Here is a 26,276-nt window from a genome sequence, read left to right as displayed (position 1 = left end):
AACAATAGATGAGGTCGTTCTACGAAAGTAGAGCCGTCAGACAAACGATACTTGTCCTGAGAGTGGATACTTCGGTATCAATTAGGGTGGCAACACGGTCGATTCGTCCCTTATGCATAATGCATAAGGGGCTTTTTTATATTTTAAGGAGGATTATGATGATAAACATTCCTAGAGGCACACAGGATATTCTGCCTGAAGAAACACCGAAGTGGCAGTATATTGAACGTCAATTAATTGAAATTGCTAAAAGCTATAATTATAAAGAAATTCGTACGCCAATATTTGAATCTACTGATCTTTTTGCACGTGGAGTAGGTGATTCGACAGATATCGTTCAGAAAGAAATGTATACGTTCATGGATAAAGGTGACCGCAGTATGACACTTCGTCCAGAAGGCACAGCGGCAGTGGTCAGAAGCTATATAGAGAACAAGATGCACGGCAATGCTAATCAGCCGCTCAAACTTTTCTATAACGGGCCGATGTTCCGCTATGAACGCAAACAGAAAGGACGCTACCGTCAGTTCGTCCAGTTTGGTGTCGAAGTCATCGGTGCAGAGAATCCAGCTGTTGATGCAGAAGTGCTGCACATGCTCTACCATATTTATTCCTCATTCGGACTGAAGTCACTGAAGCTTGTCATCAATTCAATCGGTGATATGGAATCCCGTCAGGAATACAAGGAAGCGCTCGTTGAACATTTCACACCGCACATCGGTGACTTCTGTCAGGACTGTCAGAACCGTCTGCATACGAATCCGATGCGCATACTGGACTGTAAAGTAGACTGCGAGCAGCCTGCTGTAAAGTCAGCGCCGAAGATCACGGATTACCTCAATGACTATTCAAAAGAGTATTACGAAGCTGTAAAAGGCCATCTGGACCGCCTCGGCATCCCTTATGTCGAAGATGCGAATTTAGTCCGCGGGCTTGACTACTATACGCATACCGCTTTTGAAATGATGAGTGAAGCTGAAGGCTTTGGTGCAATCACAACACTGTCTGGCGGCGGCCGCTACAACGGACTGCTCGAGATGCTGGACGGACCGAGCGAAACAGGTATCGGTTTTGCTTTAAGTATTGAGCGTCTGCTACTGGCCCTTGAAGCAGAAGGAATAGAGCTCGAGGTCGATGAGCAGCTGGATCTGTTTATCGTGACGATGCCGGAGACATTAAACGAAGCGGTCAAGCTGATTGCTGATTTACGCATGAGTGGTATCCGTGCAGATATGGATTATCTTGAGCGCAAGATGAAGGCCCAGATGAAGCAGGCTGACCGTCTGAACGCGAAATATACATTCGTGCTGGGTGGCAACGAGCTGGAATCAGGTATTGTTAAACTGAAAGAGATGTCATCTGGCGAAGTAACGGATGTTAAAATTGAGGAAATGGCCTCTTACTTGAAGGAGAGAAAATAATGGAGAAACGTACAACATACTGTGGACTTGTAACAGAGGAATATATTGGACAGGAAATTGTTTTAAAAGGATGGGTACAAAAACGCCGAGACCTCGGTGGACTTATTTTCATCGATTTACGGGATCGTGAAGGTATCGTACAGATTGTGTTCAATCCGGATTTCTCAAAAGAAGCCCTTGAAGTCGCTGAAACACTACGTTCAGAATATGTTGTAGAAGTACGTGGACAAGTGACGGCGCGCGATGCGGCGGTTATCAATCCGAAGATCAAGACCGGTAAAATTGAAGTACAGGTGGCTGAGATCAATATCATTAATAAAGCGGTGACACCACCGTTCCAGATTGAATCAGAAGTAGATGTCGCTGAAGACGTTCGTCTGAAGTATCGTTATCTTGACTTACGACGTGCACCACTTGCTGAAACATTCCGTATGCGTCATCAGATTACACGTGCGGTCAGAAATTATCTGGATGAATCAGGTTTCTATGAAGTTGAAACACCGGTTCTGACTAAATCGACGCCGGAAGGTGCTCGTGACTATCTGGTCCCTTCTCGTGTCCATGATGGTGAGTTCTATGCATTACCGCAGTCACCGCAGATTTTCAAGCAGCTCCTGATGATTGGTGGATTTGACAAATACTACCAAATCGTTAAGTGTTTCCGTGATGAAGATTTACGTGCTGACCGTCAGCCTGAGTTCACACAGATAGACGTGGAGATGAGTTTCGTCGATCAGGAAGATGTGATTGCGATGAACGAAGGCATGATGGCTCGTATCATGAAAGATGTGAAAGGAATCGACGTTCAGCTGCCTTTCCCGCGTATGACATACGAGGAAGCGATGCGTGATTATGGTATTGATAAACCAGATACACGTTTTGACATGAAGCTGAAGACATTGAATGACTTAGCGGGTCATATAGACTTTAAAGTCTTTAAAGAAGCTGTAGAGAATGGCGGAGCTGTTAAAGCGCTTGTCGTGAAAGAAGAAGCAGACAAGTACTCACGTAAAGATATCGATGCATTGCAGGACTTTGCTAAGATCTACGGTGCAAAAGGTCTTGCCTGGGTTAAAGTGACGGCTGAAGGACTGAACGGTCCAATCGCTAAATTCTTTGACGACAGCACAACTGCTGAACTGCTGGAAGCAACAGAGGCTGCGGCCGGTGATTTAGTGTTATTCGTCGCTGACAAACTGGATGTTGTCAATGCCGCGCTTGCGAACTTACGTAATAAGCTCGGTAAAGAGCTGGGTCTGATTGATGACAATCAGTTCAACTTCCTCTGGGTAACAGACTGGCCGCTGTTTGAATATGACGAAGAAGCAGGCCGCTATTTCGCAGCGCACCATCCGTTTACTGCACCGAAAAAAGAACATGTCGATATGCTGATGACAGATAAAGACAAAGTTCAGGCGAATGCCTATGACATCGTCTTAAACGGTTATGAGTTGGGTGGCGGTTCTATCCGTATCCATGACCAGGAAATGCAGGCAAAAATGTTCGAAGCACTCGGGTTCACAAAAGAAGAAGCAGAAGAACAGTTCGGCTTCCTGTTGAATGCATTTAAATACGGTGCACCCCCACACGGCGGTATTGCACTTGGCCTTGACAGAATGGTCATGCTGCTTGCTGGTCGTACAAATCTGCGTGATGTCATCGCATTCCCGAAAACGGCTTCAGCGACATGCTTACTGACAGATGCACCGAGTCCTGTTGACAATGCACAGCTCGAAGAACTCAGTCTGAAATTAAATATTCAGGAAGATAAATAAGTTGCAATCCTGAATAAAAGTGCTATTATATAGTCATAAGATGAATATCTGAAGAGTTCGACATTAGTTTTTCTATTTTGACCTAACACTTTTGATTAGGGAGCCGGATAGGTTTTCATGCTGAGCACACGCCTCTACTGGAGGACGTGCAAGGTAAGAAACGAGGCACCCACCTGTTTATAGCAGGCCAAAATAATCAACTTAATAATGACGGCTCAGTTGGATATTATCGATTTACAGGACTTCGGTCCTGTATTTTTTTATGCATAAATATGAGTGATATGGTAGGATATAGAGACGAAAAACTATTGAAAGAGTGGGATAGCATGAAACATCAGTTTTCCAGAAATGAACTGGCCTATGGCACAGAAGGCCTTGATCTCTTAAAAAGTAAGACTGTTGCAATACTAGGTGTAGGCGGTGTCGGTTCTTTTGCCGCTGAAGCTCTGGCAAGAACCAACATCGGTCATATCATCCTGATTGATAAAGATGATGTGGATATTACGAACGTCAATCGACAGTTGCATGCCTTAACGACAACTGTCGGTCAGTCGAAAGTGACCTTAATGGAAGAACGAATCAAATTGATCAATCCGGACTGTCAAGTGACACCGATGCATATGTTCTATACTGAAGAGACATATGAAGAACTTTTCAGCTATGATATTGATTACATCGTTGACGCCTCTGATACGATTGTCTATAAGATTCATCTGATGAAAGAGTGTCTGAAACGCGGCATTAAAATCATCTCATGTATGGGTGCCGCGAATAAAACCGATCCGACACGATTTAAGATTGCAGATATTTCTAAAACTCATACAGACCCAATGGCGAAAGTCATCCGTACACGTCTGAAGAAAGAACGCATCACTAAAGGCATTCCGGTTGTTTTTTCTGATGAAAGTCCGATTGTTATCCGTGAAGATGTGAAAAGTTATGTGGGTAATCCGGATGCAGCAAATCGTAAGGCGCAGATGCCACCTTCATCCAATGCATTTGTACCAAGTGTCGTCGGTCTGATCTGTGCAAGCTACGTGGTCAATGATATTTTGAAAGACATTCCAGTGACACGTGTTAAAGATAAAGGACAAAAATAAGCCTGAGGGCTTATTTTTTTTTACCTTAAAGTTTCCTTAAAGATGAATGAGAAAGGTTACCTCAGGCGAGTCATTCATGTAAAGTGGTAAAAAAAGGAGGTTATATTGTGGAAGAGCAGATAAGTCTTGAAGTATCGGGACTGAAGAAAACAATAGGTAATAAAACGCTGATAGAAGATGTCAGCTTCAAGGTCAGAACAGGGGAAGTATTTGGTTTTCTGGGACCGAACGGTGCAGGGAAGACGACGACCATCAGAATGATTGTTGGTTTAACAACACCAACTGCCGGCAGTATCAGGATTCTTGGCCATGATGTCCGGACAGCTCGCAGCGAGGCGATGCAGCATGTTGGGGCCATCGTAGAAAATCCTGAGCTTTATCCATTTTTGTCCGGCCTGGAAAACTTGAAGCAGTATGCCCGCATGCAGAAGCATATTGATCCGTCAGATATTGACCGTGTCATTAGACTGGTAGGACTGGAAGAGCGTATTACAGAAAAAGTGAAGAAGTACTCGCTTGGTATGCGTCAGCGTCTGGGGTTAGCTCAAGCGCTATTGCACCGCCCGTCCGTTCTTATCCTGGATGAACCGACAAATGGACTGGATCCGCAAGGGATACGTGAAATCAGAGATTATATCAGACAGCTGGCACGAGAAGAAAACCTTTCTGTTATTGTCTCAAGTCACCTTCTCGGCGAGATGGAAATGATGTGTGACCGTATCGGTATTATCCAGCATGGCAGAATGCTTAGTATAGAAGATGTGAATCAGGTGAAGACAGAGGAGGATATTCTGACTTACCGTCTGGATGTTCATCCGGCGCGTTTAACTCATGAAATACTGAATGCGAAAGGTATCACCACTGAAGCTGGGGAAACACTGGTTATCCATGCTCGCAGAAAAGAGATGCCGATGATCATACAGGCACTCGTCACAAAACAGGTGGATATTTTTAGTGTGACAGCAGATAAGGAATCACTGGAAGAACGGTTCCTGAAACTGACAGGAGGACAGGACCATGTTTAATCTTGTAAAAAATGAATGGATCAAAAATATACTTCGCCCTGGCACTTATATCATGCTGGCGCTTATAATTCTCCTTTTTATTGCAAGTGCCGTCCTCTCTCACTTTACGACAACAGATTCGATGACGAAAAGCTACGGCAGTGACTGGAAGTCAGAGGTGCAGACTGATATCAAAGATTATAGTGTGAAGCTTGAAAAACTAGGTAAAAAGGATCCTGAGAAACTGAGCTTTGAAGAAATAATGGAGCAGGCGAATATGCAGCAGGAACTTGCACGCCTGCAGTTTTATTTAGATAAAAATGTCCAGCCACCTGCAGCTGCCAGCGTCTATAGTTCTTTGCTTGAAATATCACCTATCATTACTTTTATAGCATTAATGGTTGTTGTCATCACGGGTAGTCTGATGAGCCGTGAACATCAGCTCGGCACAATCAAGCTGTTAATGATCCGTCCAGCATCCAGATTGAAGATTTTCTTCTCCAAATATATCCTGGCCTTAATAACAGCTGTCCTGTTTACGGGCTTTACGTATATTGTGGCAGCAATATTTGCCTTTGCCACAAAAGTTCATAATCCAACCGGCAAACTGGCTCTTTTAAATAGCACTGGTGAATATCGCATGATAGATTTCTGGCCGTTCTTCTGGAAAATAGTCGGCAATGATCTGATATTCGTTGTTATTTTTGCGACAATTGCATACGCGATGTCTGTCATCTGCCGTAATACGGCTGCTGCTCAAGGCATTACGCTTGGCCTTCTCTTCTTAAGCGGACTGGTGATTTCACTGCTTTCCAGTCGTACTGAGCTCGTTAAATATCTCTGGCCGGCTAACTGGTCACTGAACCAGTATTTGACGGGCACGTCTCCGGTAAAAGGCATGACTTACGCTTTTTCTTTCGGCTATAATGTGGTCGCAGTTGTGCTGTTAATCGGTCTTGCAGCCTACATCTTTAAAAAGCGGGATATTGCAAATTAAAAAAAGTGACGTTCGTCACTTTTTTTTCTGTCTTAAAATATTGTCGTAAATCTGTTTGAACTGCTGTTCAGATTTACTCGTATTTTTAGGCTGATAGTAAGTTTTATTTTTCAGATTATCAGGCAAGTACTGCTGCTGAACATAGCCGCCATCGTAGTTATGAGGATACAGATAGCCAATCGCATTGCCGAGGTCTTTTGCACCTTTATAATGGCCGTCTTTCAGATGCTTCGGAATATCGCCTGACTGTCCTTTTCGAACGTCTGAAAGTGCACTATCGATGGCCGTGATAGCAGAATTGGACTTCGGACTCAGACAGAGTTCGATAACGGCCTGAGAGAGGGGAATACGCGCTTCCGGAAAACCGAGCCGTTCTGCTGCTTCTATCGCTGTTAATGTTCTGGAGGCGGCCTGCGGAGAGGCGAGTCCGATATCTTCAAAACTGATGACGAGCAGTCGTCTCGCAATAGTCGGCAGGTCACCGCCTTCAATAAGCCGCGCGAGATAGTGAAGGGCTGCATCGACGTCGCTGCCTCGAATAGATTTCTGAAAAGCACTCATGACGTCATAATGGAAATCGCCGTCTTTATCGAAGTTGAAAGAAGACTTCTGCAGGCAGTCTTCAGCATCCTGACGCGTAATATGAATCGGTTCATCAGCAGAGAGAACAGCCAGCTCAAGCGCATTGAGACTGGACCTGACGTCACCGCCCGATGCCTGAACAAAATGGTCAACAGCTGCATCGTCTATCTTGATGTCTTTATTGCCGAAGCCATTTTCTTTATCGGTCAGTGCACGATTGATGGCCATCCTGATATCGGCCGGTGTTAATGGTTCCAGTTCATATATCTGCGTCCGTGAGCGAATCGCCGGATTAATAGCATGATAAGGGTTGGAAGTCGTTGCACCGATTAAGATGATACGGCCGTTTTCCAGGTGAGGGAGGAGGAAATCCTGCTTGGCTTTATCAAGTCTGTGAATCTCATCCAGCAGTAAGATGACCTGCCCTGACATCTTCGCTTCTTCTGCAACTATCTGCATATCTTTCTTTGTGTCTGTGACCGCATTCAACTGACGGAATTTGACATCAGTTGAACCAGCTATTGCACGCGCGATACTGGTCTTACCGATACCAGGTGGTCCGTAAAGAATCATAGAAGAAAGTCTTCTGGCGTCAACCATTCTTCTGATGATACCTTTATCGCCGACCAGATGTTTCTGACCGATGACGTCATCGATGTTGTGCGGTCTCATTCTATAGGCTAATGGTTCCATATCGAGCCTCCTTTATATAAATATTACCTTATTTTCAGGTAAGATGTGTTAAAATTGATTGTGATGAGAAAAGGAGCAAAGATGCATGAAAATTTCTACAAAAGGTCGATACGGCCTGACATTGATGATCAGCCTGGCCAAGCGATATGGCGAAGGCGCAGTTTCATTAAAGACAATCGCAGAAGAAAATGATTTGAGTGATCTTTATCTGGAGCAGCTGGTCGGCCCGCTTAGAAATGCGGGGCTTATCCGCAGTATTCGGGGCGCAAAAGGAGGCTACCAGCTGATGAAAGCACCTTCTGAAATCACAGCAGGAGATGTCATCAGACTTTTAGAAGGTCCGATTACCCTTGTTGAGGCGCTGGAAGATGAACCACCTGCACAGCAGCAGTTGTGGATTAAGATTCGTGATGCGGTAAAAGACGTACTGGATAGTACGACACTTGAAGATTTAATGAATCATCGCGCTGATGAAGTGATTGATGGTTATATGTATTATATTTAAAAAAACGGCTCAAACTGGCCGTTTTTATTATGAAGTAATTTCCTTGAGAATCTGGAAGCTGCGTTTCAGTTTGTCTGTGTCATAGATGTATGACACTGCGATGATTTCATCAACATGAAATTCATTCTGGAAGTCCTCGAGTTGCTGCTTTACTGTTTCTTTTGAACCAATGAGGCTTGTTGATGTGCGTGACAGCGCCATCAGTTTTTCCTGTGGACTCCAGATAGCATCGAGATTATCAGTCGGCGGCTGTAACGGCTGTTGAGAATTTCTGGTGATACCGAGGAACATCATATGCAGGCTTGAAGAAAGAAATTCTGCTTCCTCGTCTGTTTCAGCTGCAATAACATTCATGCCGACCATTACATAAGGCTCAGCCAGATATTCTGACGGTGTGAAGAGGTTGCGGTAAATGGCGATCGCTTCACGCATCTGCTGCGGGGCAAAATGTGAAGCAAATACGTAAGGAAGTCCCATACGTGCAGCAAGATGGGCAGAATCTGTCGATGAACCGAGAATGAAAATCGGGACATTTGTATCAACGCCAGGATAAGCTTTCACATATCCTTGTGTCTGTTCAGGACCGAAATACTGAAGTAGAGCAGCAACATCATCCGGGAAAGTATGGACAGAATCATGCTGGCTGCGACGAAGTGCGCTTGCTGTCAGCATATCAGTACCAGGCGCACGACCGAGGCCAAGGTTTAAGCGGTTCGGGAACATCGTCTCCATTGTGCCGAACTGTTCAGCGACTACAAGAGGTGCGTGATTGGGCAGCATGATACCGCCTGCACCTACTTGAATAGATTTTGTATGATTGAGTACCTGATTGATTAAAATTGCAGTCGCAGAGCTTGCGAGGTATTGTGAGTTATGATGCTCAGCAATCCATAAACGGTTATAACCGATATCTTCGACATACTGCGCCAGGTCAACAACATTTTCAATCGCTTGCTTAGCATCTTCACCTGCTCTAATAGGTGCGAGGTTAAGAACTGAAACGGGGATATTGATAGAAGTCATAATTTATACCTTCTTTCTGGGAAATGGTAAGACAAGTTTAGCACTTGGAGGGTTGTAGACGTTATAGATATGCTTATGGGTTACTGTGGGCGAGCTGTCGCGCTTAATGAACGTGCGGTTTGGCGCGAGAACAGAATCTCGCGCATATTGAAATCAGATTTAGCGCGAGAACAGCCTCACACGCCTGATGAATTTTCATTCAGCGCGAGACCCGCCTTCAATCCTTCATTTCCCTGATCAGTTCATTAATGTGCAGCAATTGAAACTCTGTACGATGGATTCTACGTAAAATCTCAGCTTCGACCATCTGACCGATACATGTCTGCATTGTGCGCAAGCTGATCAAGCCACCGATAAATGTCATTATGTCTTTTATCTGAAAAGACTCTCTATCATATAACAGGCAGTAAAAAACTAAATGCGCCTTGACCGCTTCTAGCGTACAGACGGAACACTGACACTTCGTACACAAAACAGTTTTCCTTGTCCTTTTCACATCTAGGGAAAAACACTTCAGACAATGAAGACCAGGCGCTAGTCCTGCAGCGTCCAGTTCTATTTTGTCAAAAGGAGACACCAAAATCCTGTCTCTCTCAATCATCTCTCTTAACTCTAAATTTGCTCTAAACGGATTCTCACGCATATAGCGCACCAGTTTACCGGGCGTCATAAACGGGTCATCCTGCTTAAGTCCAAATACATGACTCTCTGAATTTGTCCAGACGATAAATCCCCAGACAGGCACTCTGAACCCGCGTTGCCTCAAGTACTTTTCCATCAGCCCGCGAGCACGCTCGAGCTGATAAAATGGATTTGAAGCTTTCTGACCATCATTAAAATACCAGCTATTCTCGCGAATCACATAATCCCTTGAATGATGTTTCACCTCCAGAACAGTCACTCTCCCTTCAGCAATAACCACGAAATACAGCTGAATAATCGATCCGTCAATCTCTAAAGTCACGTCCTCTAGCACCATCTTTTCATCGACCAGCTCTCTCACCATCTTTTCGCCTGACACACCTTTACGTTCTCTTTCAAGTGATTTTACATCTATCCCAGCACGTCTATGCAAAAGCTCCATGATTAAATGTTTTCTTTTCAAAAAAACACCTCCATTAAATAATCGTTATCAATCCACGAAATTATTTATTAATTTTTGTAAAGTTTCATAATGTGGTAATTTCGTTCAATCGGTGCTAATATAGAGTATTGAAAAAAAGGAGGTCTTCTGAGATGGAAGTTTATGCGGATTATTCAGCGACAACGCCTGTAGCACCTGAAGTGAGTGCAGCGATGATGGAGGTGTACGAGAACACGTACGGCAATCCGTCATCCATTCATAAGACAGGTCGAGCAGCGCGTCACATCGTTGACAGTGCACGACGCGACATTGCAGAATTTCTGAACGCGAACCCGAAGGAAATCATGTTCACAAGCGGCGCAACAGAATCGAATAACACTGCGATTAAAGGCGCTGCCTATAAACGTCAGCATCTCGGCAGACACCTGATTACGACACAGATTGAACACCATTCTGTTCTCCATGTCTTCGAATATCTCGAAAAAAAGGGATTCGAAGTAACTTATCTGCCTGTGAACGAATACGGTGAAATAAGTCTCGAGACATTCAAACAGTCACTGAGACCTGATACGATTCTTGTCTCCGTCATGTTCGGCAATAACGAAGTAGGTGCTATCCAGCAGATTGATGACATCGCTATACTTTTAAAAGACCATCAGGCACTCTTCCATACTGATGCAGTTCAGACAGCGGGGCACCTGCCACTTGATGTCAAAGAACTAGGCGTCGACCTTCTCAGTCTGACCGCTCATAAATTCTACGGCCCTAAAGGCATCGGCCTTCTGTATGTTAAGCAAGGTACGGAACTTGAATACCAGCAGCTCGGCGGCTCACAGGAGACGAAGCGCCGTGCAGGGACGGAGAATGTACCGATGATTAAAGGGATGGCGACAGCACTCGCACTCGCAACTGAAGAAATGGATGCACGGAACATCAGACTCATGCAGCTGAAGGAATATTTCCTGAACGCGCTGCAGGAACGCAGTATTCCATTTGAAATGAACGGTAACAAAAACATGCAGCTGCCGCATATCACTAATCTGTACTTTCCATTCAGTGACGTTGAAATCATGCTGACACTCCTTGATATGGCAGGCGTCTATGTATCCAGCGGTTCTGCTTGTACAGCAGGCTCGATTGAACCCTCACATGTACTGACTGCTATGTTTGGTGAAGATAAACGGACGAAACAGTCCATCCGTTTCAGTTTCAGCTATACGATGAATGAAGAAGAAATCGATTATATCGCTGACCAGCTCCTGAAAATATACGAAATGAATAAAGAAAGAAGCGAATATTAATGACAAATGAAAACACAAAAGTCGTCGTCGGTATGTCCGGCGGGGTCGACAGCTCTGTAACTGCGCTGCTATTGAAACAGCAGGGCTACGACGTTATCGGTATTTTTATGAAGAACTGGGATGACACGGACGAAAATGGTGTCTGCACCGCAACAGAGGACTATGAAGATGTTATCGCAGTGTGCAACCAGATCGGAATCCCGTACTACGCCGTCAACTTTGAAAAAGAATACTGGGACAAAGTCTTCACTTATTTCCTGGATGAATATAAGAAAGGCCGCACACCTAATCCGGACGTCATGTGCAACAAGGAAATTAAGTTCAAAGCTTTCCTGGATCATGCATTGAAGCTCGGTGCAGATTATGTGGCGACAGGTCATTATGCTCAAATTCGACGTCATGATGACGGCCATGTGGAAATGCTGCGAGGCAATGACACGAACAAAGATCAGACTTATTTCCTTAATCAATTATCACAGGATCAGCTGAAACACGTTATGTTCCCGCTCGGTCATCTGGAGAAACCAGAAGTACGCCGTATTGCTGAAGAAAACAATCTGGCGACAGCGAAGAAAAAAGATTCAACAGGCATCTGTTTTATCGGTGAACGTAATTTTAAGGATTTCCTCAGTCAGTATCTGCCTGCACAAAGCGGCCGCATGTTGACGTTAAGCGGTGAACCAATGGGTGAACACGCAGGACTGATGTACTATACAATCGGTCAGAGACACGGTCTTGGTATCGGTGGCGACGGGGACCCGTGGTTTGTAGCAGGTAAAAATCTGGAAGAAAATGTGCTTTATGTTGAACAGGGATTTCATCACGATTCTCTGTACAGCGACTATCTGATCGCTTCTGATTTCAGCTTCGTCAATGAAGTGGATTTTAATACACCTCTTGAGTGTACGGCGAAATTCAGATACCGTCAGAAAGACACAAAAGTCACCGTTGAAAAAATTTCTGAGACACAGCTGAAAGTTACGTTTGCAGAACCCGTACGTGCGGTTACGCCTGGCCAGGCAGTTGTCTTCTATCAGGATGAAGTCTGTCTCGGTGGCGCAACTATCGATGATGTCTATAAACACTCAGGACAGCTCACATATGTCGTATAAAGAAGACTCAAGTCTTCTTTTTTTGGTATAATGGCAGGAAAATGGAGGGTATTATGAACGACGAATTACTAGTAGAATTTATAAAAAATAAACAGTACGATAAAGCGCTGGAACTGCTCTTTAAGGCGATAGAAGAAGAACCGGCAGAAGCGAATCATTATATCAATGCAGGTACGATTCTAGCAGATGCAAACAAACTGGAAGAAGCGGAGCGCTTTTTCCAGAAGGCACTGACGCTGGACAAGGCGCATGGCGGTGCCTACTATGGTCTCGCTAATATCTACTTTAACCATGAACGTTATCAGGAAGCGGCGACACTGTACCAGAAAGCAGTGACTAATGGTCTGGAAGATGCCGATACGTTCTATATGCTCGGCATGTCATTTGTCAATCTGGGTGACTTTAAGACAGCGATGCCTTATTTGATGCGCAGCTATGAGATGAATGCGGGTGATACTGAAGTCGGATTTCAGTACGGTCTCGTCCTTTGTCAGCTCGAAATGTTCAGTGAGGCGGTGACTGTTCTTAATGAAGTTCTGGTTAAGGAACCCCATCACACAGATGCACTTTACAACCTGGCACTCGCCCGGTATATGCAAAATGAAGATGTCGACCAGGCACTGGAAAGTTTCCGTCAGATAACTGAACTGCAGCCAGATCATCTTTTAGCGGGTCATGCCATTAAGATGTTTGAGCAACTGAAGGAGGAATAAGGTTGGAGAACATGTCTTTATTCGAACAGTCCTATATTAAAGGCACAGTCACTCGTCTTCTTTTTCAGAATGCTGACAACTACTATACCGTGCTGAAAGTAGAAGTGCTGGAATCGAATGAAGACTTTGATGACGAAGCCACGGTAATCGGCTATTTACCACAGATAGCTGAAGGAGATACCTATACTTTCACAGGCAAGATCGTCACGCACGCCAAATATGGCAAGCAGTTATCTGCTGAAAAGTTTGAGAAAGATATGCCGCAGACAAGAGACGGGATCATCCATTATTTATCGAGCGATCTGTTTAAAGGCATCGGAAAGAAACTCGCACAGCAGATTGTTGATACGCTCGGAGAAGATGCGCTGACTAAGATCATGCATGATAAAGAAGTGCTGAAGCAGGTGCCGAAACTATCAACAGATAAGCAGGAAATGATTTATCAGACGGTCAGTGAAAACCAGGCGATTGAGAAGACGATGATTCAATTGAACGAGTGGGGTTTCGGTCCGCAGCTTGCGATGAAAATTTTTCAGTTCTATAAAGAAGAAACGCTGAAAGTTATTGAAAAGTCACCTTATCAGCTCGTGATGGATATACAGGGTATCGGTTTTACGAAGGCAGATGAACTGGCGAAGAAACTCGGTATTGCAGGCAGTCACCCTGAACGGCTGCGTGCCGCACTTGTCTATACGCTTGAGCAGGCATGTCTGCAGAATGGACATACTTACGTAGAAGATCAGGCACTCTTAGAAGCAGCGTACAATATACTGACTGCATCAGGAGAGGACGTTGATTCCGGCTTACTCGTCAATAAGTTAACAGAGCTCAGTGAAGAGAAAATAGTCGTGAGTGACGACAATCGCATCTATATGCCGAGTCTTTTCTTTGCGGAAGTGAAGACCGTACAGGTGCTGCATCGTCTGCAGCAGACTGAAGATAAGATCAAACAGTTTGAAAAATCAGAAGTGCTGCTCGCGATCGGTGAATTAGAAGAGCAGTTCGATGTGACTTATGCAGAAAAGCAGCGCGAGGCACTGGAGACGGCGATGAGTCACAAGATGATGATACTTTCTGGCGGCCCTGGTACAGGAAAAACGACTGTCATCCGCGGTATCGTCAATTTATATGCCGAATTGCACGGCCTTAGTCTCGATTATAAGGACTATAAGGGGACAGACTTCCCTGTCGCTGTTGCAGCGCCGACAGGACGTGCATCTAAGCGACTGTCAGAATCCACCGGACTTGAAGCAACGACTATTCACCGGCTGATCGGCTGGACGCGTGAAAATAAACCGGATGACATCCTGGAAAATGACATCTCAGCGAAGCTGGTCATTATTGATGAGATGTCTATGGTTGATACGTGGCTGATGTTTCAGCTGATGCGCGCTGTACCGAATGACTGTCAGATCATCTTTGTCGGCGACCAGGACCAGCTGCCGTCAGTAGGACCGGGCCAGGTTTTTCGTGACTTGATTGATTCTAAAATCATGCCGCAGGTTGAACTTGCAGAAGTCTATCGTCAGCAGGAAGGCTCATCTATTATAGAACTGGCGCATCAGATCAAGAAGAATCAGACTTTTGATATTTCAGCGCGTTATAATGACCGTTCTTTTATACCTTGTACTACAGACCAGATTCCCTCTGTCATCAACCAGGTAGTATCAAGAGCGGTGGATAAAGGCTATGACATGCGGGATATACAAGTGCTGGCACCGATTTACAAAGGAAAAGCTGGTATCAAATTTTTAAATAAAGAACTGCAGCAGATTTTAAACCCGAAAGAAGATGACAAACGAGAACTGGAGTTCGGCGAGGTTATCTACCGTGACGGTGATAAAGTACTGCAGCTGGTCAACCGGCCGGAAGACAATGTCTTTAATGGTGATATCGGCGAAGTAGTGGGGATTTTTATGGCGGCAGAAAATGCGCTGAACAAAGATGTGATCATTGTAGACTATGACGGCAACGAAGTGACCTACACGAAGCAGGACCTGACTGAGCTGACACACGCATACTGCTGTTCCATCCACAAGGCGCAGGGTTCAGAATTTCCGATTGTGATCATGCCGGTCGTCAAAGCCTATTACCGCATGCTGCAGAAAAATATCCTTTATACAGGACTGACGCGTGCGAAACAATCCCTTATTCTTTGCGGGGAACGGCAGGCTTTTGATGACGGGATAAAGCGCATGGGTCTCGAACGCATGACCTCCTTCGCTCAGCATTTGTGTGATTACTTCGGCGGTGAGGAGGAGACCGCCGATATACCGGTCGGTGAACTGACAGAAGAGAATATGCATCTGATTTCACCGATGATCAATATGGACGGGATTTCTCCTTATGACTATGAAACAGTTGACGCGTGACGCTGAAATTCATATAATTTAATTATTCAGTATAGGATGAGTAGGAGTGACGCTGAACAAGAGAGACATGCCGGCTGGTGAGAGGCATGCAGCTAGCTCTGAACGCTGCTTATACAGTGCAAACGAATAGAACTATGAGTGATGACTTGGTCATAACTAGGGTGGTACCGCGAACACGTTCGTCCCTTTTTGAGGGATGGGCGTGTATTTTTATTTTAAGGGAGAGATTGGATGAAACGTTTAACAGCAGCAGAAATCAGACAGATGTATTTAGACTTTTTTGTAGAAAAAGGACATATGATAGAACCTTCAGCACCACTAGTACCGATTGATGACGATACACTTCTCTGGATCAACTCGGGCGTAGCGACACTGAAGAAATATTTTGACGGCAGGGTGATTCCGGCAAACCCTAGAATCACGAATGCACAGAAATCAATCCGTACTAACGATATTGAAAACGTCGGCTTCACAGCCCGTCATCATACTTTCTTTGAAATGCTCGGTAACTTCTCTATCGGCGACTATTTCAAAAAAGAAGCAGTGGCATTCGCATGGGAATTTCTGACGAGTGAAAAATGGATGGCGATCGAACCGGAAAAACTGTATGTGACGATTCATCCGGAAGATACAGAAGCTTATGATATCTGGGTCAACGATATCGGACTGACAGACGACCGTATCACACGTATAGAGGGTAACTTCTGGGACATCGGTGAAGGGCCATCTGGACCGAACACAGAGATTTTCTATGACCGCGGCGAAGCCTACGGTCAGGATGATCCTGCTGAAGAGATGTATCCAGGCGGTGAGAATGAACGATACTTGGAAATCTGGAACTTAGTATTCTCAGAATTCAATCATAATCCAGACCATACTTATTCACCGCTGCCTAAGCAGAATATTGATACAGGTATGGGACTTGAACGTATGACCAGTGTATCGCAGAACGTTCGTACTAACTTTGATACAGATTTATTCCTGCCGATCATTCAGGAAACAGAGCGCATGTCAGGGCAGACATATGGGGCAGATAAAGATCAGGACGTTGCTTTCAAAGTAATCGCTGACCATATCCGTACAGTCGCTTTTGCAATTGGTGACGGGGCGCTGCCATCGAATGAAGGACGCGGCTATGTCCTTCGTCGTCTCCTTCGCCGTGCCGTTCGTTTTGCTCAGAAACTGAACATCAATGAGCCGTTTATGTACAAACTTGTGGATATTGTAGCTGCAATTATGAAAGCTTACTATCCATCAGTTGAAGAACAGAAAGACTTTATCAAACGTGTCATTAAATCTGAAGAAGACCGTTTCCATGAAACATTAGAAGAAGGTTTAGTCCATTTCAACCGCCTGAAAGAGACAGCGGATGGTGAACTGAAAGGGGAAGATGTCTTCAAATTGTACGATACATTCGGTTTCCCGGTCGAACTGACAGAAGAACTTGCTGAAGAGAATGGTCTGAAAGTAGACCATGCAGGTTTTGAAAAATCAATGGAAGAACAGCGTACACGTGCACGTGAATCCCGTCAGAAAACACAGAGTATGCAGGTGCAGAATGAAACACTTTCTAACATCAAGACGCCAAGCACATTTGTTGGCTACGATACACTGGAAACCACGACTGAGATAGAAGATATGCTTGTTGACGGTGTGCTTGTCGATACAGCAGAGAGCGGTGACGTTGTTCAGTTTGTCTTACGTGAGACACCTTTTTATGCAGTGAGTGGTGGACAGATTGCAGATACTGGACTTGTCAGCCATGACGACTTTGAAATCGCAGTGACAGAAGTCATCAAAGCGCCGAATGGTCAGAATCTGCATACAGGAACAGTGAAATTTGGACGTGTCCACCGCGGCGCGACAGTCCTGGCGAATGTGAATCCTGAATTCCGTAACCATATCATTAAAAACCATAGTGCGACCCACTTAATGCATGCAGCTCTGAAACAGGTACTCGGTACACATGTCAACCAGGCAGGTTCTTTAGTAACACCAGAACGACTGCGTTTTGACTTCTCGCACTTCGGCCCTGTGACACAGGACGAACTGAAGCAGGTAGAGGCAATCGTCAACCAGAAAATCTGGGCGAATATCCAAGTTGTCATTGAACAGATGCCGATTGCACAGGCAAAAGAAAAAGGGGCGATGGCCCTGTTCGGTGAGAAATACGGTGACGTTGTACGTGTCGTCGAAATGAGTGAATTCTCTATCGAGCTGTGCGGGGGTGTTCACGTCCGTAACACTTCTGAAATCGGCTTATTCAAGATTGTTTCTGAGTCAGGAACGGGTGCAGGTGTCAGACGTATAGAAGCGGTGACTGGTCAGGCGGCATTTGAATTCTTGTCTAACTTTGAAGAAATGGCTAATCAGCTCGTCGCGACATTGAAAGTGAAGAATGCTGGACAGCTTGAAGCGAAAGTAGAAGAACTCGTTCAGACAGAGAAACAGCTGACGAAGGAACTTGCAGATACGAAACGTGAACTGTCTAACTTAAAAGTCGGTGATATCACAGCGCTTACTGAAGACTTAAATGGCATTCAGACTTTAGCGATGGAAGTTGATGCAGCAGATGCGAAAGAATTACGTGATATGATGGATGACTATAAATCTAAGTTACCGGATACAGTGATCTTCCTGATTGCGAAGTCTGATAAACTCAGCTATATGGCGACTGTGTCCAAGTCTTTAACTGACCGCGTCAAAGCAGGTGACCTGGTTAAAGGCGTTGCAGGTGTAACAGGCGGTAAAGGCGGCGGACGCCCTGATTCTGCTCAAGGTGGGTCAAATGATCTATCTAAAGTGACAGAAGCATTACAGTTTGTTAAAGAACACATTAAATCGCTATAATTTATCAAGCGTTTGATATATGATACAATGTGAACAAATGTAATGTTAAGGGGTGTAACTCAGTGGAAAACTTTGATAAGACGATGAAATTCGACATTGAAGAACTACCGAAAGAAGAAGTACGTACTGTCCTTCTGAATGTCTATCATACATTGGAAGAAAGAGGATACAGCCCGATCAATCAAATTGTCGGCTACCTCTTATCAGGTGATCCAGCCTATATTCCAAGACATAATGAGGCGCGTAACCAAATCAGAAGACTAGATAGAGATGACATCATGGAGCAGTTAGTGAAGCATTATATCGAGTCAGAAACAGAGTCACATGAATAAGGCGATAGGTCTCGATGTAGGTTCCAAAACGGTCGGTATTGCATTAAGTGATGCTATGGGATGGACAGCACAGGGACTGGAAACATTACGTATCAATGAAGATGAAGGTATTTTTGGTATCGACAGACTGAAAGAAATTATTGAAGAGCATCAAGTATCAGTGGCAGTCGTCGGTTTACCGAAGAATATGAATAATTCAATTGGACCCCGTGGTGAAGCTTCTATCCAGTATAGTGAGTTGCTGAAAGAAGCTTGTCCACATCTTGAAATAGTGATGTGGGACGAACGATTGTCGACAGTTGGCGCTGAACGTACTTTACTTGAAGCAGATGTGTCCCGTAAGAAGCGAAAAGCTGTTATTGACAAGATGGCAGCAGTCTTTATCCTGCAAGGCTATCTTAATTCTAAATCATAAAGGAGAATGACCATGACTGAATTTAATAAAGAAAACGAAGAAGTACAAGAAACATTAGATATCAACAACGAGGAAGAGCTTTTAACTTTATACGATGAAGACAACAATGAAGTTCTTTACCGTAAAGTTTTAGAATTCTACAATCCTCAGTTTGATAAGAACTATGTCATTTTAGCTGAAGAAGGCGCTTCAGACGATGATGAAGAAATCGAACTGATTCCAATGATTAACGTGCCGAATGAAGATGGAGATGGCGGCCGTTTCTTACCAGTGGAGACAGATGAAGAGTGGGACATGATTGAAGAAATCGTCAACACTGAAATCGATGAGGAAAATTTCTAAGGATAAGGTGACCCTATGAGTAAGCGAAATAAAGAGATACGTGATACGGCATCCGTATCCAGATTCGCTTCAGCGATCATCATTGGACTTTTCCTTTTAGGAATTATTTTTGCTGGTATTGCTGGACTGTTTTATTTTACATCCAGCCAGAAACCGTTAGATCCAGATAACAAAGCAGTGACTAAAGTAGAAATACTGCCTGGCGAATCCGCAACAGCAATTGGTGAGAAACTAGAAGCAAATCATATTATCAAGAACAGCACAATGTTTAAATATTATCTGAAATTCAATAACATCTCTGACTTTAAAGCAGGGAAATATGAACTCTCTCCTTCTATGACGTTTGAACATATTTCTAAAAGTCTGCAAAAAGGTGAGGTCTATCTGCCTGTCTTATTCAAGATCAGTTTTCCAGAAGGTATTACATTAGATGAAATCGGTAAAATTGTTGAGAAAAATACTTCAATTAAAGCAGCTGATTTCACTAAACAGATTGACGATCCTGCATTCGTCAAAAAAATGCAGAAGAAGCACCCTAAATTGATTACAAAAGACGTCTTTAATAAAGAGATTAAGCATCCGCTTGAAGGCTACCTTTTCCCGGCGACATATGATTTTACTGAAAAGAATCCGACAGTAGAGCAGATTGTAGACAAAATGCTGACTGCAACGCAAGATAATGCATTTCCGTTATGGGATAAATACGGTGGTGTCTTAATTAATGAAGCAGGTCAGGAAAAGCGCATGAGTTTCCATGAGTTCCTGACATTCAGTTCATTGATTGAACGTGAAGCTTCGGGGCTGACAGACCGTGCGAAAATTGCGTCAGTATTCATCAACCGTATGGAAGAGAATCCTGAAATGCCACTTCAGACTGATCCGACTGTTCTATATGCTCTCGGTCGTCATAAAGATGTGACATATGAGCAGGATACAAAAGTAGATGACCCTTATAACACTTATCAGAATGTCGGTCTGCCGCCAGGACCTATCGCGGCAAGCGGAACTGAGTCAATGGAAAGTGCGTTGAATCCAGCTAAAACGGATTACTTGTATTTCCTTGCTGATAAGAACGGTAAAAACTACTTTGCTAAGACACTTGAAGAACATAATGCGAATAAAGCGAAATACATTGGTTTTTAATTTTTAACTTAATAAAACCACTGAAATGTGCTACAATAATTTGAATGACTTATGAACTCTACCAGCCTTCGGGTTGGTAGTTTTTCTGTTAAAGGATTGAATATAATGAACAATAGAGAATACATCACAGAGCTGAACACGTTGAGCCCATTAGATACACTTCGCGAATATGCTGAAGAGAACGCTGTGCCAATTATGGATAAGGTCGCGCTTGAAATGGTCAAGCAGCTGATCAGAATTCATCAGTCAGAAAGTATACTGGAAATCGGTACGGCCATCGGATACAGCGGAATGCATTTCGCTTCGACCCATGACCATATGCATGTGACGACAATAGAACGTAATCCTGAGATGTATGACTTAGCTGTCCAGAACGTTAGACGCTTTAACTATGACGAGCAAATCAGACTGATCTTTGCAGACGCTGCTGAAGCATTTGAAAAAGTAAACGACCGGGAATATGATATATTGTTTATCGATGCAGCGAAAGCCCAGTCGAAGAAGTTCTTTGAGCTCTATAGCCCGCTCGTTAAAAAAGGCGGACTGATTATTACAGACAATATTCTTTATCACGATTTTGTCGGTAACATTGAAATTGTCCGCAGCCGTAATGTCAAACAGATGGTCAGAAAAATAGAGAAATACAATGACTGGCTAAAAGAACAATCAGACTATACGACGAATTTTATAGATTTAGGAGATGGCATGAGCATCTCTATAAAGGAGAGGTAATATGACTGAATTATTAGTAACACCGACGTCGCTTGATCATATAGAAGAACTGATCGAAGCAGGAGCCGATGCTTTTGTGATTGGTGAGGCACAGTTTGGGCTCCGTTTAGCAGGAGAATTTAATCGCGATGCCCTCGTACAGGCCATCGATATGCTTCATGCGGCAGATAAAAAAGCTTATGTTGCAGTAAACGGACTTTTTCATAATGAGCATCTAGATGCTGTAGAAGACTATATCAACTGGCTGCATGAAGTAAGACCGGATCGCATCATCTTTGGTGATCCTGCTGTTGTCATGTATGTGAAAGAACAGGAAAATCCGATTCCCCTGCACTGGAACCAGGAAACACTTGTAACGAATCAGTTTCAATGTAATTACTGGGGAGAGCGCGGCGCAGCACGTGCCGTCCTTGCCCGTGAGCTCAGTATGGAGGAAGTCATCGAAATCAAGGAAAATACAGATGTTGAGATAGAGGTACAGGTTCATGGTATGACATGTATGTTCCAGTCGAAACGTCAGCTGCTCGGCAATTATTTCCTTTACATGGATAAAGCGATGAAAATTGAGAATCGTCAGGATGCCAAAAATATGCTGCTCTATGACGAAGAACGTAACAATAAATATCCAATTTATGAAGATTACAATGGGACACATATTATGAGTCCAAATGATATCTGTGTGATCGAGGAGATGGAGGAACTGTTTGAAGCAGGGATTGACAGCTTTAAAATAGATGGTGTCCTGCATTCAGCTGATTACATCACAGAAGTGACAAGACAATACCGTAAAGCCATTGACCTATTTCTTGAAGACCCGGATCTGTATGACGACGAAAAATTCGATATGATGGAAGCGATTGAAGATATCCAGCCGGAACACCGACCACTTGATCAAGGCTTCCTCTATAAACAAACTGTATATTAAGGGATGATAGTATGACTAAAACAATATTAAAAAAACCGGAACTTTTAGCGCCTGCCGGCAATCTTGAAAAACTGAAGATTGCTGTTCATTACGGTGCAGATGCTGTTTTCCTGGGTGGTCAGGAATACGGTCTCCGTTCAAATGCTGACAATTTTACTATGGAAGAGATTAAAGAAGGTGTCGAATTTGCAAATAAATACGGCGCTAAAATCTATGTGACGACGAATATCATTGCGCATGATGAAAATATAGACGGACTGGATGATTATCTGCGTCAGCTTGAAGCAACAGGTGCAACGGGTATCATAGTAGCAGATCCGCTTATCATTGAAACGTGTAAACGAGTAGCACCAAAGCTTGAAATTCATTTAAGTACACAGCAGTCACTTTCAAACTGGAAGGCCGTCGAGTACTGGAAGAATGAAGGATTAGAACGTGTCGTTCTCGCACGTGAGACGGGCGCAGAAGAAATGCGTCTGATGAAAGAGAAAGTCGATATTGAAATTGAGGCATTCGTACACGGTGCAATGTGTATCGCTTATTCAGGACGTTGTACATTAAGTAACCATATGACTGCGCGTGACTCTAACCGCGGAGGCTGCTGTCAGAGCTGCCGCTGGGATTATGACTTACTTTCTGTAGACAACGATGAACTGGATGTGGTCTATGAAGGCGAAGACGTGACACCATTTGCGATGAGTCCGAAAGACTTGAAACTGATTGAATCCATTCCAAGCATGATTGATATCGGCATTGACTCACTGAAGATTGAAGGACGTATGAAATCAATCCATTATATTGCGACTGTTGTTTCTGTTTACCGTAAAGTCATCGATGCTTACTGTGCAGATCCAGAAAACTTCAAAATCGACCCTGAGTGGATTGTTGAACTTGGTAAGTGTGCCAACCGTGATACAGCACCTGCGTTCTTCGAAGGCGTACCTGGGTACGAGGAGCAGATGTTCGGCCATGAGCAATCCAAGAAAACACCTTTTGATTTCTGTGGATTAGTGTTAGACTATGATGAAAAGACCCAGATGGCAACGATTCAGCAGCGTAATAATTTCAAACCGGGAATGGAAATCGAATTCTTTGGTCCTGAAATCGGCAACTTTAAGCAGGAGATTTCAGCTATCTACGATGAAGAAGGGACTTCTCTTGATGCTGCGCGTCATCCACTGCAGCTTGTCCAGATTAAAGTGGACCATCCTGTTTATAAAAACAATATGATGCGGAAGGAAATGGCTTGATGACTACTATCATTGGAATTGCAGGTGGTTCGGGGTCTGGTAAGACCTCTGTAACCTCTAAAATATTAAAGAACCTGGAAGGCTTCAGTGTGGCTTTAATAGAACAGGATTACTATTATAAAGATCAGTCTCATTTGAGTTTTGATGAAAGGCTGGCCACTAATTATGATCATCCATTTGCTTTTGATAATGATTTACTCATTCAGAATCTGATTGATCTTCGAGACGGCAAGATCGTTAAAGTGCCGACATATGATTATACAATTCATACAAGAAGCGAGAAAACGATTACATTTGAACCAAAAGATGTTATTATAGTAGAAGGAATTTTCGCACTGGAAAACGAACAACTGCGTGATTTGATGGACGTTAAAATATTTGTAGATACCGATGCAGATCTTCGCATTCTGCGAAGAATGATGAGAGATATAGAAGAGCGTGGCCGGACGATGGAATCTGTTATCGAACAGTATTTGACAGTCGTACGTCCGATGCACAATCAGTTTATAGAACCTACAAAGAAATATGCCGATATCATTATTCCGGAAGGTGGCAGCAATCATGTTGCCATTGATATCATGACGACAAAAATTCAATCATTGATTAGAAACTAAGAACGTAGAAAGAAGGAACAGCAATGGAAATCCAAAAAGAATATCCAATGACTCAAGAAGGTTATAACAAGCTTGAAGAAGAACTCGAACACTTAAAGACGGTTAAACGTCCTGAAGTCGTAGAAAAAATTAAAGTCGCACGCAGCTTCGGTGACTTATCAGAGAACTCTGAGTACGATGCAGCGAAAGACGAGCAGGGCTTTGTAGAGCAGGAAATCGTTAAAATTGAAATGATGCTGCGTCATGCTAAAATCATTTCAGATGACGGTTCTAAATCAGAAGTACAGATCGGCCGTACAGTGAAATTCGTTGAAGTACCAGACGGCGACGAAGAATCTTATATGATTGTCGGTTCTGCTGAAGCAGACCCGTTCGAAGGTAAGATTTCAAATGAATCACCGATCGCTAAGTCACTGATCGGTAAAAAAGTGAATGACGAAGTAAACGTACCTTTACCAAACGGTAATGAAATGCGTGTTAAAATCGTCGAAATCAGCTAAAATTCAAGTAGATTCTTTAGGAATCTACTTTTTATTTGAGGAGGAAAAACATGCTTGGAATTATAGGTGCAATGCAGGAAGAAGTCGAAATCCTGAAAAATGATATAGAGAATCTCGAAGTGAAAAAACATGCGCATGTCGAAGTCTATACAGGCAACCTGTATGGCTATGACGTTGTACTCATGCAGAGTGGCATCGGTAAAGTGAATGCCGCTTTAACGACAGTACTTCTGATTGAACATTACCAGCCGGAAGCGATTATCAATACAGGTTCTGCAGGAGGACTCGGTCAAGGTCTCAGCGTCGGTGACATCGTTATCAGCCGTAAAGTTCTGCATCACGATGTAGATGCAACAGAATTTGGTTACGTACTCGGTCAGGTCCCAGGCATGCCGAAGACTTATCAGGCAGACGACAAGCTGATGGCATTAACAGAAGAAGCGATACAAAAGAATGACCTGCAGGCTCACATCGGTCTAATTGTTTCAGGGGATAGCTTCATCGGTTCATTAGAAAAGAAAGAGAAAATCATTGAGAACTTCCCTCAAGTACTCGCAGTTGAAATGGAAGCAGCTGCAGTAGCACAGGTCGCATATCAGTACCAGACACCATTTATCATCACGCGTGCCGTCTCGGATTTAGCGAACGGAGAAGCGGGAATGACATTTGAGGAGTTCCTGAAAGTCGCTTGCGTATCGTCCAGTAAAATTGTAAAATCATTAATAGAGACATTTGCTGCTACAAAGTAGTTAGGAGGCGTTGACATGATCTTCATCATGGCATTATCAGTGATTGCAACTGCAATCATCGGCTTCATCATTTACAGTGAAACAGAAGTCGAGTACGGCGACAAAGAAATCATCGAATAGCATGGACCCCAGTTCCAAGTGAATTGGGGTTTTATTATGGTAAAAACAAGGTATGAACTATAATGAGGTGAAAACAGTGAGTATACTGAAAAAATATTTAATGCCAAGTCAATATGTCAAAAGTGTATTTGAAATCAAGGCGGAAGATTTAAAAGCCCGGGGCGTTAAAGCGATTATCACAGACCTGGATAATACATTAGTTGGCTGGGATGTGGAACTCGCGACAGAAGAAGTGATCGCATGGTTCAATCAGATGGCAGAAGCCGGTATTAAAATCACGATTGTCTCCAATAATAATGAAACACGTGTTGCTGCTTTTGCGACACCCTTAAAAGTAGACTATATTTTCAATGCCAGAAAACCGATGGGGCAGGCGTTCAAGAAAGCGACAAAAGCGATGGCAGTGACGCCTGATGAAACAGTGGTGATCGGCGACCAGATGATGACAGATGTGCTGGCAGCGAATTCAAATGGATTTTATTCTATTATGGTGGTGCCGGTCAAATCGAATGATGAGTGGAAGACGAAAGTCAATCGTATGATGGAGAGACGATTCCTCGCTTATTTTAAACGTAAAGGATATATCAACTGGGAAGAATAGACCATGACAAAGTCATGGTCT

Annotated in this window: 25 protein-coding genes and 1 other RNA gene; 23 read left to right on the top strand and 3 right to left on the bottom strand. The window is 43.7% G+C overall.

Annotated features, from left to right (window positions below; all coding sequences use genetic code 11):
* Nucleotides 1-158 precede the first annotated feature (158 nt).
* From hisS to MGG13_RS07300, 6 genes are all read left to right on the top strand, one after another.
* Entirely contained in the window at nucleotides 159-1,421 is a 1,263-nt protein-coding gene (gene hisS, locus MGG13_RS07325; RefSeq protein ID WP_133431675.1) for a histidine--tRNA ligase, read from the top strand.
* On the top strand, nucleotides 1,421-3,196 hold the full coding sequence (aspS, locus tag MGG13_RS07320) for an aspartate--tRNA ligase (protein ID WP_239034461.1): 1,776 nt from the start codon (nucleotides 1,421-1,423) through the stop codon (nucleotides 3,194-3,196). Before hisS ends, aspS begins: the two co-directional genes overlap by 1 nt.
* 42 nt (nucleotides 3,197-3,238) lie before the next feature.
* Nucleotides 3,239-3,426, top strand: a non-coding RNA gene (gene ssrS, locus MGG13_RS07315) — 6S RNA.
* A 96-nt stretch (nucleotides 3,427-3,522) separates the two neighbouring features.
* Nucleotides 3,523-4,296 (top strand): tRNA threonylcarbamoyladenosine dehydratase, encoded by a 774-nt coding sequence (locus tag MGG13_RS07310; RefSeq protein ID WP_239034460.1) that lies wholly within the window; start codon nucleotides 3,523-3,525, stop codon nucleotides 4,294-4,296.
* Nucleotides 4,297-4,403: 107 nt separating this feature from the next.
* Complete coding sequence (locus MGG13_RS07305) at nucleotides 4,404-5,321, top strand: ABC transporter ATP-binding protein (protein WP_239034459.1); 918 nt, start codon at nucleotides 4,404-4,406, stop codon at nucleotides 5,319-5,321.
* Nucleotides 5,314-6,297, top strand: a complete 984-nt coding sequence (locus MGG13_RS07300; protein ID WP_239034458.1) for an ABC transporter permease — start codon at nucleotides 5,314-5,316, stop codon at nucleotides 6,295-6,297. Before MGG13_RS07305 ends, MGG13_RS07300 begins: the two co-directional genes overlap by 8 nt.
* Nucleotides 6,298-6,312: 15 nt before the next feature.
* Here MGG13_RS07300 and MGG13_RS07295 read toward each other — a convergent pair whose 3' ends face one another.
* Nucleotides 6,313-7,572, bottom strand: coding sequence for a replication-associated recombination protein A (locus tag MGG13_RS07295; RefSeq protein WP_239034457.1), 1,260 nt, complete (start codon nucleotides 7,570-7,572; stop codon nucleotides 6,313-6,315).
* A gap of 85 nt (nucleotides 7,573-7,657) precedes the next feature.
* Here MGG13_RS07295 and cymR point away from each other — a divergent pair, with 85 nt between their 5' ends.
* The gene (gene cymR / locus MGG13_RS07290; protein ID WP_239034456.1) at nucleotides 7,658-8,077 is read left to right on the top strand and encodes a cysteine metabolism transcriptional regulator CymR; all 420 of its coding nucleotides are present in this window, start codon (nucleotides 7,658-7,660) and stop codon (nucleotides 8,075-8,077) included.
* A 27-nt stretch (nucleotides 8,078-8,104) separates the two neighbouring features.
* On the opposite strand, the gene MGG13_RS07285 is transcribed toward cymR, so the two are convergent.
* On the bottom strand, nucleotides 8,105-9,100 hold the full coding sequence (locus tag MGG13_RS07285; RefSeq protein ID WP_239034455.1) for an LLM class flavin-dependent oxidoreductase: 996 nt from the start codon (nucleotides 9,098-9,100) through the stop codon (nucleotides 8,105-8,107).
* Between the two features lie 217 nt (nucleotides 9,101-9,317).
* Nucleotides 9,318-10,205 carry a nuclease-related domain-containing protein gene (locus MGG13_RS07280; RefSeq protein WP_239034454.1) on the bottom strand — a complete coding sequence of 296 codons (888 nt, stop codon included), beginning with the start codon at nucleotides 10,203-10,205 and terminating at the stop codon, nucleotides 9,318-9,320.
* A 131-nt stretch (nucleotides 10,206-10,336) separates the two neighbouring features.
* Here MGG13_RS07280 and MGG13_RS07275 point away from each other — a divergent pair, with 131 nt between their 5' ends.
* The 16 genes from MGG13_RS07275 to MGG13_RS07200 all read left to right on the top strand — a co-directional run bounded on the left by MGG13_RS07275 (nucleotide 10,337) and on the right by MGG13_RS07200 (nucleotide 26,255).
* Complete coding sequence (locus MGG13_RS07275; protein ID WP_239034453.1) at nucleotides 10,337-11,485, top strand: cysteine desulfurase family protein; 1,149 nt, start codon at nucleotides 10,337-10,339, stop codon at nucleotides 11,483-11,485.
* On the top strand, nucleotides 11,485-12,597 hold the full coding sequence (gene mnmA / locus MGG13_RS07270; protein ID WP_239034452.1) for a tRNA 2-thiouridine(34) synthase MnmA: 1,113 nt from the start codon (nucleotides 11,485-11,487) through the stop codon (nucleotides 12,595-12,597). Before MGG13_RS07275 ends, mnmA begins: the two co-directional genes overlap by 1 nt.
* 50 nt (nucleotides 12,598-12,647) lie before the next feature.
* Nucleotides 12,648-13,310, top strand: coding sequence for a tetratricopeptide repeat protein (locus MGG13_RS07265; RefSeq protein WP_239035694.1), 663 nt, complete (start codon nucleotides 12,648-12,650; stop codon nucleotides 13,308-13,310).
* A gap of 2 nt (nucleotides 13,311-13,312) precedes the next feature.
* On the top strand, nucleotides 13,313-15,682 hold the full coding sequence (recD2, locus tag MGG13_RS07260) for an SF1B family DNA helicase RecD2 (protein WP_239034451.1): 2,370 nt from the start codon (nucleotides 13,313-13,315) through the stop codon (nucleotides 15,680-15,682).
* Nucleotides 15,683-15,913: 231 nt separating this feature from the next.
* Nucleotides 15,914-18,532, top strand: a complete 2,619-nt coding sequence (gene alaS, locus MGG13_RS07255; protein ID WP_239034450.1) for an alanine--tRNA ligase — start codon at nucleotides 15,914-15,916, stop codon at nucleotides 18,530-18,532.
* Between the two features lie 62 nt (nucleotides 18,533-18,594).
* Nucleotides 18,595-18,864: an IreB family regulatory phosphoprotein gene (locus MGG13_RS07250; RefSeq protein WP_133431662.1), complete on the top strand. Its 270-nt coding sequence runs from the start codon at nucleotides 18,595-18,597 to the stop codon at nucleotides 18,862-18,864.
* Nucleotides 18,857-19,279, top strand: coding sequence for a Holliday junction resolvase RuvX (gene ruvX, locus MGG13_RS07245; protein ID WP_133431661.1), 423 nt, complete (start codon nucleotides 18,857-18,859; stop codon nucleotides 19,277-19,279). Before MGG13_RS07250 ends, ruvX begins: the two co-directional genes overlap by 8 nt.
* A 12-nt stretch (nucleotides 19,280-19,291) precedes the next feature.
* On the top strand, nucleotides 19,292-19,621 hold the full coding sequence (locus tag MGG13_RS07240; RefSeq protein ID WP_133431660.1) for a DUF1292 domain-containing protein: 330 nt from the start codon (nucleotides 19,292-19,294) through the stop codon (nucleotides 19,619-19,621).
* A 15-nt stretch (nucleotides 19,622-19,636) separates the two neighbouring features.
* Nucleotides 19,637-20,764 carry an endolytic transglycosylase MltG gene (gene mltG, locus MGG13_RS07235; RefSeq protein WP_239034449.1) on the top strand — a complete coding sequence of 376 codons (1,128 nt, stop codon included), beginning with the start codon at nucleotides 19,637-19,639 and terminating at the stop codon, nucleotides 20,762-20,764.
* 105 nt (nucleotides 20,765-20,869) lie between these two features.
* Entirely contained in the window at nucleotides 20,870-21,496 is a 627-nt protein-coding gene (locus MGG13_RS07230; protein ID WP_420827891.1) for an O-methyltransferase, read from the top strand.
* Nucleotide 21,497: 1 nt separating this feature from the next.
* On the top strand, nucleotides 21,498-22,421 hold the full coding sequence (locus MGG13_RS07225) for a peptidase U32 family protein (protein ID WP_239034448.1): 924 nt from the start codon (nucleotides 21,498-21,500) through the stop codon (nucleotides 22,419-22,421).
* Nucleotides 22,422-22,432: 11 nt separating this feature from the next.
* The gene (locus tag MGG13_RS07220; protein ID WP_239034447.1) at nucleotides 22,433-23,671 is read left to right on the top strand and encodes a peptidase U32 family protein; all 1,239 of its coding nucleotides are present in this window, start codon (nucleotides 22,433-22,435) and stop codon (nucleotides 23,669-23,671) included.
* A complete protein-coding gene (gene udk / locus MGG13_RS07215) occupies nucleotides 23,671-24,285 on the top strand; it encodes a uridine kinase (RefSeq protein WP_239034446.1) in 615 nt (204 codons plus the stop codon). Before MGG13_RS07220 ends, udk begins: the two co-directional genes overlap by 1 nt.
* Before the next feature lie 23 nt (nucleotides 24,286-24,308).
* The gene (greA, locus tag MGG13_RS07210) at nucleotides 24,309-24,785 is read left to right on the top strand and encodes a transcription elongation factor GreA (protein WP_239034445.1); all 477 of its coding nucleotides are present in this window, start codon (nucleotides 24,309-24,311) and stop codon (nucleotides 24,783-24,785) included.
* 50 nt (nucleotides 24,786-24,835) lie between these two features.
* Complete coding sequence (gene mtnN, locus MGG13_RS07205) at nucleotides 24,836-25,534, top strand: 5'-methylthioadenosine/S-adenosylhomocysteine nucleosidase (RefSeq protein WP_239034444.1); 699 nt, start codon at nucleotides 24,836-24,838, stop codon at nucleotides 25,532-25,534.
* Nucleotides 25,535-25,730: 196 nt separating this feature from the next.
* Nucleotides 25,731-26,255, top strand: a complete 525-nt coding sequence (locus MGG13_RS07200; protein WP_239035692.1) for a YqeG family HAD IIIA-type phosphatase — start codon at nucleotides 25,731-25,733, stop codon at nucleotides 26,253-26,255.
* Nucleotides 26,256-26,276: the final 21 nt, after the last annotated feature.

The organism is Macrococcus brunensis (assembly GCF_022343725.1).
GTDB classification, from domain to species: Bacteria; Bacillota; Bacilli; order Staphylococcales; family Staphylococcaceae; genus Macrococcus; species Macrococcus brunensis.
The sequence above is the reverse complement of the archived record's forward strand: the minus strand, read 5'-3'. Positions and strand labels throughout refer to the sequence as shown.

Excerpts from the sequence above, each read along its gene's own strand:
- aspS (WP_239034461.1), top strand. The coding sequence starts at position 1,421 with ATGGAGAAACGTACAACATACTGTGGACTTGTAACAGAGGAATATATT.
- greA (WP_239034445.1), top strand. The coding sequence starts at position 24,309 with ATGGAAATCCAAAAAGAATATCCAATGACTCAAGAAGGTTATAACAAG.
- cymR (WP_239034456.1), top strand. The coding sequence starts at position 7,658 with ATGAAAATTTCTACAAAAGGTCGATACGGCCTGACATTGATGATCAGC.
- MGG13_RS07220 (WP_239034447.1), top strand. The coding sequence starts at position 22,433 with ATGACTAAAACAATATTAAAAAAACCGGAACTTTTAGCGCCTGCCGGC.
- udk (WP_239034446.1), top strand. The coding sequence starts at position 23,671 with ATGACTACTATCATTGGAATTGCAGGTGGTTCGGGGTCTGGTAAGACC.
- MGG13_RS07275 (WP_239034453.1), top strand. The coding sequence starts at position 10,337 with ATGGAAGTTTATGCGGATTATTCAGCGACAACGCCTGTAGCACCTGAA.
- MGG13_RS07285 (WP_239034455.1), bottom strand. The coding sequence starts at position 9,100 with ATGACTTCTATCAATATCCCCGTTTCAGTTCTTAACCTCGCACCTATT.
- MGG13_RS07295 (WP_239034457.1), bottom strand. The coding sequence starts at position 7,572 with ATGGAACCATTAGCCTATAGAATGAGACCGCACAACATCGATGACGTC.
- MGG13_RS07310 (WP_239034460.1), top strand. The coding sequence starts at position 3,523 with ATGAAACATCAGTTTTCCAGAAATGAACTGGCCTATGGCACAGAAGGC.
- MGG13_RS07300 (WP_239034458.1), top strand. The coding sequence starts at position 5,314 with ATGTTTAATCTTGTAAAAAATGAATGGATCAAAAATATACTTCGCCCT.
- hisS (WP_133431675.1), top strand. The coding sequence starts at position 159 with ATGATAAACATTCCTAGAGGCACACAGGATATTCTGCCTGAAGAAACA.
- alaS (WP_239034450.1), top strand. The coding sequence starts at position 15,914 with ATGAAACGTTTAACAGCAGCAGAAATCAGACAGATGTATTTAGACTTT.
- MGG13_RS07240 (WP_133431660.1), top strand. The coding sequence starts at position 19,292 with ATGACTGAATTTAATAAAGAAAACGAAGAAGTACAAGAAACATTAGAT.
- mltG (WP_239034449.1), top strand. The coding sequence starts at position 19,637 with ATGAGTAAGCGAAATAAAGAGATACGTGATACGGCATCCGTATCCAGA.
- mtnN (WP_239034444.1), top strand. The coding sequence starts at position 24,836 with ATGCTTGGAATTATAGGTGCAATGCAGGAAGAAGTCGAAATCCTGAAA.
- mnmA (WP_239034452.1), top strand. The coding sequence starts at position 11,485 with ATGACAAATGAAAACACAAAAGTCGTCGTCGGTATGTCCGGCGGGGTC.
- ruvX (WP_133431661.1), top strand. The coding sequence starts at position 18,857 with ATGAATAAGGCGATAGGTCTCGATGTAGGTTCCAAAACGGTCGGTATT.
- MGG13_RS07225 (WP_239034448.1), top strand. The coding sequence starts at position 21,498 with ATGACTGAATTATTAGTAACACCGACGTCGCTTGATCATATAGAAGAA.
- MGG13_RS07230 (WP_420827891.1), top strand. The coding sequence starts at position 20,870 with ATGAACAATAGAGAATACATCACAGAGCTGAACACGTTGAGCCCATTA.